Origin of the sequence: Kitasatospora sp. NPDC088861 (assembly GCF_044750105.1) — a bacterium.
Taxonomy (GTDB): domain Bacteria; phylum Actinomycetota; class Actinomycetes; order Streptomycetales; family Streptomycetaceae; genus Kitasatospora.
This window is the reverse complement of sequence record NZ_JBIVJF010000062.1, coordinates 1-7,673: the sequence shown is the minus strand read 5'-3', so window position 1 is coordinate 7,673 and position 7,673 is coordinate 1. Positions and strand designations below refer to the sequence as shown.

Below are 7,673 nucleotides of genomic sequence, written 5' to 3'. Positions count from 1 at the left end.
CCTCGAACTCATCATCGCCGCCCCCGGCACCCTCCAGCAGAGCCGCAACATCCTGCGCAACCTCGCCGACAACGACCTCACCCTGAGCATCACCACCCCGACGGATGGGCCAGGCCGCAACCGAACGGCAGCCGGCCCGAACCACACCCGTGCGGCGCTCATCCTCGCCGCCGCCATCATCTGGGCCGCCAGGCACAGAAGATGACCCCGCTCCCGACCACGGCACCTCCGACACGTCCGGATGCGGAGCACGACCCCGGCCAGACCTCCACCGTCACCGGCTCTGCCGCACGACCGAACACGGAAGCGCCGCCAGTGGGACGACGGCGCTCTCGCCGCTGCGCAGGTGTCGTACGCCGGAATCCTGACGATCCCGCGCGGTTCCAGGGCAAGCCGGGTAGCGCCCGGCCGCCGCTTCTCGATCCGGGGCGCCGCCCGGGAGGCTCGCCTCCCGGAGCCGGCCAGACCGGCTTGCGGTCCGAGGAGGTCACTTCCGGCACGGTCACGCGGCCGGGCGAGGCAGCGGGGGTGCAGGTGCAACGCCAACCGGCGGGCATCTGTCCCGCGGTCCTCCTTCGACCACCTGCTGATAGGGAACGAGATCCACTCCCGGCCGGATGAACTCGACCACGGCGAGACCGACTTCCACCGCAGCGTCGACCAGGTCGTGGACCGCTTCCGCGCCGTGCCGCTGGTCCTGCAGCTGCCGATCGGTACCGGGGCGGGCTTCCGGGGCGTGGTCGACCTGGCTTTGTCAGGACCTTTGGGGCCTTGGCGCCAAGCCATTCCTGTACAGGGCCTCGGCCTCGGCCCGAGCCGCCGGGGAGAGCGGGAGGTGGTCCTTGCCACGCGGGCAGGGCGGGGCCTCGACACGGGGCGGGCGGACCGGGCGTTCCAACACGATGGCCCTGTCGCGGTCGACCAGCCTCAGCCCAGCACCCTGCGGCGCCAGTGCGTAGCAGGCGATGACCGCTCCGCTCGCGGCGGTGATCGACAGGAACGATTCCCCGAGGCGTCGCCGGACGTGCACTTCCGCGCCGGCCAGATCGGCCGAGACCGCGTAGAAGTTCCCGCGATAGGGCACCAAGCCCTGCGGCATGACAGTGCGGTCGACGCAGCTCTGGAGCGGGTACGGGGTGCCCGGCAGGTCCAGCAGAGCCGTCGCCGGAGCCGACTGGTCCGGGTCGCCGACCGTGCGGCCGCGGCCGTCCAGGGCGGACGCGTACCGGTCGAGGCTCTCCTGGGCACTCCAGAGGGAGCGACCGTCCGGAACGGTGAGCCACCAGTTCTGGACGGTGGCGCGATGGGCCGCGTCCATGGCACTGACCCGGTCGGACCGGCAGACCTTGACCGTCACGCCGTAGTACTTGGCCACCCGCGCGAAGGCCGGCGTCACCCGACCGGTGTCCACGCACCACACGGTCGGCGACCGGCGGAACCGCCAGCATCCGGTGGTACCGTCCAGCCGCCGCAGCACTTGGTCGATCCCCTCGACGAGCTGCGGGAGTTCTCCGCCTTCGACGATCACGGCGCGCCAACGATCCGGCCGGGCGACCGAGCCCAGTAGCAGACGGGCCGGGCTCCTGCCGTCCCACTCCGCCGGTGGCCCGGGAAGCTCCAGCCACTCGAACCGGACCTTCTCGTCCGCCGGACGCGGGGCAACACCGCCGTCACCGAACCCGGCTGAGCCGCAGAACTCGCAGGCCGGCCGGACCCGGTGCTTGCGTACGGCCCGGGTGAAGGTCGAATATCCACCCGGATAGCCCAGCGCCGAGACCTCGTCGAACAGCGTGGATGCCGGCAGGTGCGGATCGTCCGCGAGTCGCTGCCGGCAGTACGGGAGGAAAGCGGAGAGCTGGTCCTGGGCCGAGCTGCGGATCCCCACGGTCCGCTCCCCGCGGAGGTAGAGCCTTACCGTCTTGCGGTCATGCCCCAGGTGCCGGGCGATGGCCGAGATGGACCATCCCTGCAGGTGCAGGTCCCGCACATTCTCGTATTCCTCCTTGGTGAGCATCCGCTGCTCCTCACAACCTGGACTTCACTCGCAGGCGGGGCCCGAATTTGAGCGATCCCCGTACGGCCGCAAATGCTACACGACCACTCCGAACGAATAGAGGGAGGATCGAGCGCCGGGCGTGCGCCCTGGGGAATTTCAGGGAGCGCCGCCATCGAGATGAATTACGCCACGGCCCGCATCTCCGGGGAGGTTTGACGAGCCGCACCGGAAACTCATATGGGACGACGCCCATATTCCACGGTAATCGGCCGGCGGGCAACGGCTCACTGAACCGACCATTTGCCACCCGGGAGGCAGGTGGAAATCAGGATTCACCGGAAATCCATTTTCCGGCGCCGAAAGTAAAGGGCCGGTCATGTGAGTCCGCAGGTAGCGGCGGTACCAAGGGCGCGGGTCAGGCCGTCACGAACGCGGCAAAGCTCCAGTCGAACATCGAGAACCGGGTCCACTCCGACCACGACACCGCCTTCACCACTGGTGCCGGCACACCTCCCACTGGCCCTTCACGCGCCCGCTCGACCGCCTGGACATCCCCCAGGGGCCCGTCTGCACCAACACAGGAATTTGCGACAGCCCGGGCGGGCCCCGGAACGCAGCCGGGCCTGAACCAGTCCGGGTATTTTCGGAGAGCGCCGGAATGCTGAATATGGAACGACGCCCGGATGCCGGATACGCATCCCGGCAGCCATTTCGTTGATGGGGCATGAGTTCAATGTGCCAACCAATGACTCTGCCGCACCGTCTGCCGAAGGAGCCGGCAACCAGGCTCGGCGAGTGGTTCTTCGTCCCGGATCGGCGGAACCCGGCGGGTGACGTACGGATCGGCTACTTGTCATGCAACGGCGAACGGGTCGTCCTGCAGCACTGCTCCAGCTACCTGGCCGACTTCCTGCGGACGCTCCGTCAGCTCGAGGAGGACTTCGCCAGACGCTGTGGCGCGGAGCCGGTCCCGACCGGCGCATGACGACCGAGATGCGCGCCGGACGGGCAACCGTCGCCCGGCGGAGACGGCAAGGACATGGAGGGCGCCGTGTATGACCCGAGAGCCGCTTTCCTCCCCCCGCAGGGTGGCGCCACCCAGTTCGAACCGGAGGACTCGCCCACGTACCCGACCATCGAAGCCTTGGGCACCTGGGACCCGGAGAGTCCCTTCGTCCCGCACCCCCGCGCTCCCGTCAGCGATCCAGGCCTGTCCGGCGCCGACCCCAGACGCCCGATCTCCCGACACCGACGGCGCACGCCCCCCGCTGAGGCCACCTGGTCACAGGTCCTCGGCTCGCTGTTCGTGGCACTCAGCACCATGACCGTCATCGCGGTGTGCGTGCTGGGCTGGTTACTCGCCTACGACCCGCTGCGCAACCTGGCGCTCAATCGAGCGCCGAGCGGACTTCCTCACCTGTGGCCGCTGGTCATCTACGGGCCGTGGCTGGTGGGCTGCCTGTCGGTACTGCACGCCGCGCTGGACGGACGTCGGCCCGTGCACTCGTGGGTCGTGGTGGTCGCCTTCTCCGCCACGGCGGCCGGCCTGTGCGTGGCCGACGCCTCACCGACCATCCCCGATGTGATCGTCGCAGGCCTGCCACCGATCACCGGGGTGGTTTCGCTGCACCAGTTGGTGCGTCAACTCCTCTCCGGAAAACGACCGCAACGCCCCACCTCTCACAAGGCGGGCCCCTCAAGACGGGTGCGGCGATGACAGCCAAGACCCGAGCGGCTTCCTGAAGTGCGGCTCGTCGAGCAGCATTGGCTCGACGTCATCCGCGCGGGTTTCGAGCGGTACGGCTCCTGCTCGGTCGAGACGCCGTCCGTGGAGTCGCTCGACGCGCTGGTGGCGAAGGGCGAGACCTCGCAGGAGGTCTACCCGCTGCGCCGGCTCCAGGAGGACCCGAACGACGCCTCGGACGCCGAGCTGGGCCTGCACTTCGACCAGGACGAGCCGATCAGGCCGTCGGCCGGGAGGGATACCGGTATATGATCTGTGTCCTTTGCACATCACCGTGCCTCATCCTGTCTGATTCCCGCGAGGAGGATTGTGTCGACCAGGTCTGGTTCCACGCGTGAGCCCATTGCCGATCGCATGTACCGGGTGCTGCTCGATCAGTTCATCGCCGGCGAACGGGTCGCGGGTTCGCCGTTGAACATCGGCGCGCTCTCGCGTGAGCTCGACGTCAGTCAGACGCCCCTACGCGAGGCGCTGGCACGGCTTGAGCACACCGGTCTGGTCCGGCGCGAGGCCCTCAAGGGGTACCGGGTCGCCGACGCGCTGAGCGAGCGGGAGATCGGGAAGCTGTTCGAGGCACGGCTGGTGCTCGAACCCGCGCTCACCCTGGAGGCCGGACTGCGGACCACGCCGGAGTTCCTGGACACCCTGCGCGCCGCCGTCGACGACCTGGACCACTCGGCGTCCAGCGCGGACACCCGTACCGAGGGGTTCCAGCACTACTGGACGGCCGACGACACCTTCCACCGGCTGATCGCCGCGCAGAGCGGCAACCCCTTCCTCGAACAGGCGCTGCTCGCGCTCGGCGGGCATGTGCAGCGTTTCCGGCTGTTCAGCAAGCGCGGGCAGACGAGTGCCGCCCACGCGGCCGGAGAACACCGGATGGTCTATGAGGCCCTGCGACGCCGGGATGCGGAAGGGGCGGCCGAACTGATGCGACGCCACCTCGCGAGCGCGAAGGACCGGATCCAGACGGCTGCCCCCGGCGAGCACTGAGTACCGGGCCGGAGAACACCGACCCGGTTACCGGATCAGTACGTGGTGACCGGGTCGAGCAGGGTGCGCGTGTAGGCCTCGGCGGCGAGCGGCCCGCGCAGGTGGGCGAGCAGCGAGCGGGCCGCGGCGGCTCCGGCCGAGCGGGCGGTGCGGGTGCTGACGATCGCCGAGAACTGGCTGTAGTGCTGCACCTCTTCGGGGAGCGGGCCGACGATGTCGGCCCGGGGCACGAAGAGGAGTTCGCTCAACTGCTGGATGGCGATGTCGGCGCGGCCGTCGACGACGGCCTCGGCGATGAAGCCCTTCTCGATGACGGTCGCCCTGGCATTGATCTCGTCGGCGATGCCCAGGTCACGCAGCAGCCCGGCGAAGTACAGGCCGCTCGCCCCGGTCCGCGAGTAGGCGACGCTGCGAGCGGCGCACAGGGTCGTGACGAGGGCGTCGCGGGTGCTGATGTCCGGGTGCGCGGTGCCGGGCGGTACGGCGAGTCCCACTCCCGTACGGGCTATCGCGGTACGCGTGTCGAGGTCGACCAGACCCCGTTCGGCGAGCGGGAAGAAGGAGTCGGTGACACCGATCATCACGTCGAAGGGTGTGCCCGCGTCGATCTGGCGGACGAGCTGGACCGTGGGGTCGAACACGGGAATGACGCTCACCCCGCTGTCCCGGGTGAAGGCGGGCAGGACGACCTCGTCCAGCGCCTTGCGGACGGCCAGGGCGCTGAACAGGGTGAGGGAGTGCCGGGCGGTGGTGTCGGCACTGTTGCTGTCGGACACGATGTCTTCACTCTTTCCTTCTCGGCCGGGCACCGGTTCGATCGGTGCCGCGGCGGGGGTGCGGGGCTCGGCGTCGGGACTACGCGGACGCGGTGAGCGCGGCGCGTTCGGCCCCGGTCAGCGGCCGCGTCGGCAGGCCGCGCAGCAGGAGGAAGAGCCGGGCCGTCTCCTCCAGTTCCTCCAGCGCGTCCATCGCCGTGGCCAGGGCTGCGCCCGCGACGACGGGGCCGTGATTGCTCAGCAGCATGGCGTGCCTGCGCCCGGCGGTCTCCTCCACCACCTCCTCCAGGCCGCGATCGCCCGGGGCGTGGTACGGCAGGACCGGCAGCTGTCCGATGCGCATCGCGAAGTACGCGGTCAGCGGCGGCAACGCGTCCTCGGGGTCGAGGCCGGTGAGGCAGGAGACCGCGGCCGCGTGCGTGGAGTGGGTGTGGACGACGGCCTGGGCGTCGGGCCGGGCGCGGAGCACTGCCGCGTGCAGGAAGGCCTCCTTGGAGGGCGGGGGTCCGTCGACGTGCCGCCCGTACTCGTCGGCCAGGGACAGCTGGTCGACGGTGACCGTGCCCAGACTGGAGCCGGTGGGGGTCACCAGAATCCCTTCCGGGGTGCGGACGGACAGGTTGCCGGTACTGCCGTGGGTGAGGCCGCGGGAGAACAATGAGCGTGCCGTGCGGACCAGTTCCTCGCCTGCCGCGGTCCGAGAGGGCCCGGTCGCGCGGCGCCCCCTGCGGCGGTCCGGGGAGCGCGAGGTCATCGGGCACCCCCTGCGGCGGTGGCGGTGAGCAGCAGGTCCCGCTCGCCGAAGTTCCCGGACTTGAGCAGGATGTCCAGACCGGCGGCGGTGTGGATCCACGGGACCCCGCGCGCCGCCTCGGCGCCGACCTGGCCTCCGTCGACGCCGAGCGCGCTGACGACCGCGCCGGACGTCTCTCCTCCGGCGATGACGAGTCGGGTCACCCCGCGTTCGGCCAGTCCCCGGGCGATGCGACCGAGTGCGGCCTCCAGGATCGACGCGGACCGCTCCAGGCCGAGGGCGTGCTGAACGTCCCGCAGTGCGTGCGGCGGCATCGAGGAGTGGATCAGCGGCCCCGCTTCGGTCGCCCGGCTGCCGAGATCGTCGTACCAGGCGAGTGCCCGGTCGGCGAGGGAGGCCGGTTCCCGGTCGGTCAGCGGGTCGAGGCGGTGGACGGGGCGGCCCGCCGCGCGCATGGCATCGATCTGCTCCAGGGTGCGCCTGGAACAGCTTCCGGCCAGGGCGACCGCGGGACCGTCCGGTCGCACGGGCCGACCTGCCCGGTCGCCGGGTGCGGAGGCGGAGCGCTCGGCGTGCACTCTGGCGAGCGCGCCGGCCAACCCCGCGGCGCCGGCGACCAGCGGCAGGTCCTCGCAGGCCTGGGCGATCGCGTACAGGTCGTCGTCGGTCAGCGCGTCCGCGAGGAGGTAGCGGGTGTGCCCGGCGTGTTGACGGATGGTGGAGCGGATCCGGTCGGCGCCGCCGGAGACGACGGTGTGGTCCAGCACAGCACAGCCGGGGTGGGCCGACTGGGCATCGAGCAGCCTGGGGAGGAAGGAGTCCCGCATGGGTGTCAGGGGGTGGTGCCGCATCGGGGACTCGGCCAGCAGCGTGCCGTCGACGAACAGGTACCCCTGGTACTGGGTGCGGCCGTGCTCGGGCGAGCTCGGTGTGGTGACGACCGGGTCGCCGCCGGTCGCCTGGCCGAGTGCGTCCAGCACCGGGCCGATGTTGCCCTGGGCGGTGGAGTCGAAAGTGGAGCAGTACTTGAAGTAGAGCCGGTTGGCTCCGGCTCGGGACAGCCTCAGCGCGGCGGCCTGACTCTGCTCAACTGCCGTTGCCACCGGGGCGGTTCGGGTCTTCAGCGAGATGACGGCGGCGTCGACGGGCTGCTGCGCCGGGAGTTCGTCGGGGGTGCCGAAGCAGAGCAGGGTGCGCAGGCCCTGACGTCGTAGCGCGGCTGCGACGTCGGTGCCACCGGTGACGTCGTCGGCGATCACACCGATCATGGTGTTTCCTTTCCGTCTGGCTCGGTCGTGGGAGGAGAGGCCCTAGGCCCAATGCCGGTGACTTTGTGGTCGGTGTCTCGTTGGTTGTGGTGTGGCGAGGGTGGGGCAGGTCAAGGCGCCTGCGAGTGAGCGGATATCGGAC

Annotated in this window: 9 protein-coding genes; 5 read left to right on the top strand and 4 right to left on the bottom strand. The window is 70.4% G+C overall.

The window, feature by feature from the left end:
* Positions 1 to 205 (top strand): hypothetical protein (locus ACIP37_RS37655; RefSeq protein WP_400812487.1); only part of this gene is annotated, 205 nt, incomplete at its 5' end.
* Between the two features lie 549 nt (positions 206 to 754).
* Here the strand turns inward: ACIP37_RS37655 and ACIP37_RS37650 are convergent.
* Positions 755 to 2,014: an IS21 family transposase gene (locus tag ACIP37_RS37650; protein WP_400812485.1), complete on the bottom strand. Its 1,260-nt coding sequence runs from the start codon at positions 2,012 to 2,014 to the stop codon at positions 755 to 757.
* 727 nt (positions 2,015 to 2,741) lie between these two features.
* Here ACIP37_RS37650 and ACIP37_RS37645 point away from each other — a divergent pair.
* The 4 genes from ACIP37_RS37645 (at position 2,742) to ACIP37_RS37630 (ending at position 4,733) form a co-directional block, all read left to right on the top strand.
* Complete coding sequence (locus tag ACIP37_RS37645; protein ID WP_363633339.1) at positions 2,742 to 2,981, top strand: hypothetical protein; 240 nt, start codon at positions 2,742 to 2,744, stop codon at positions 2,979 to 2,981.
* 321 nt (positions 2,982 to 3,302) lie between these two features.
* On the top strand, positions 3,303 to 3,713 hold the full coding sequence (locus tag ACIP37_RS37640; protein ID WP_363589274.1) for a DUF2637 domain-containing protein: 411 nt from the start codon (positions 3,303 to 3,305) through the stop codon (positions 3,711 to 3,713).
* A gap of 27 nt (positions 3,714 to 3,740) precedes the next feature.
* Positions 3,741 to 3,992: a hypothetical protein gene (locus ACIP37_RS37635; protein ID WP_400845406.1), complete on the top strand. Its 252-nt coding sequence runs from the start codon at positions 3,741 to 3,743 to the stop codon at positions 3,990 to 3,992.
* Positions 3,993 to 4,094: 102 nt separating this feature from the next.
* Positions 4,095 to 4,733: a GntR family transcriptional regulator gene (locus ACIP37_RS37630; RefSeq protein ID WP_363589270.1), complete on the top strand. Its 639-nt coding sequence runs from the start codon at positions 4,095 to 4,097 to the stop codon at positions 4,731 to 4,733.
* 35 nt (positions 4,734 to 4,768) lie between these two features.
* Here ACIP37_RS37630 and ACIP37_RS37625 read toward each other — a convergent pair whose 3' ends face one another.
* The 3 genes from ACIP37_RS37625 to otnK all read right to left on the bottom strand — a co-directional run bounded on the left by ACIP37_RS37625 (position 4,769) and on the right by otnK (position 7,531).
* Positions 4,769 to 5,509: a substrate-binding domain-containing protein gene (locus tag ACIP37_RS37625; protein WP_400845402.1), complete on the bottom strand. Its 741-nt coding sequence runs from the start codon at positions 5,507 to 5,509 to the stop codon at positions 4,769 to 4,771.
* A gap of 79 nt (positions 5,510 to 5,588) precedes the next feature.
* Positions 5,589 to 6,263 (bottom strand): 3-oxo-tetronate 4-phosphate decarboxylase, encoded by a 675-nt coding sequence (otnC, locus tag ACIP37_RS37620; RefSeq protein WP_363633335.1) that lies wholly within the window; start codon positions 6,261 to 6,263, stop codon positions 5,589 to 5,591.
* A complete protein-coding gene (otnK, locus tag ACIP37_RS37615; protein ID WP_400845398.1) occupies positions 6,260 to 7,531 on the bottom strand; it encodes a 3-oxo-tetronate kinase in 1,272 nt (423 codons plus the stop codon). Before otnK ends, otnC begins: the two co-directional genes overlap by 4 nt.
* Positions 7,532 to 7,673 lie beyond the last annotated feature (142 nt).

Excerpts from the sequence above, each read along its gene's own strand:
- ACIP37_RS37650 (WP_400812485.1), bottom strand. The coding sequence starts at position 2,014 with ATGCTCACCAAGGAGGAATACGAGAATGTGCGGGACCTGCACCTGCAG.
- ACIP37_RS37645 (WP_363633339.1), top strand. The coding sequence starts at position 2,742 with ATGACTCTGCCGCACCGTCTGCCGAAGGAGCCGGCAACCAGGCTCGGC.
- ACIP37_RS37630 (WP_363589270.1), top strand. The coding sequence starts at position 4,095 with ATGTACCGGGTGCTGCTCGATCAGTTCATCGCCGGCGAACGGGTCGCG.
- otnC (WP_363633335.1), bottom strand. The coding sequence starts at position 6,263 with ATGACCTCGCGCTCCCCGGACCGCCGCAGGGGGCGCCGCGCGACCGGG.
- otnK (WP_400845398.1), bottom strand. The coding sequence starts at position 7,531 with ATGATCGGTGTGATCGCCGACGACGTCACCGGTGGCACCGACGTCGCA.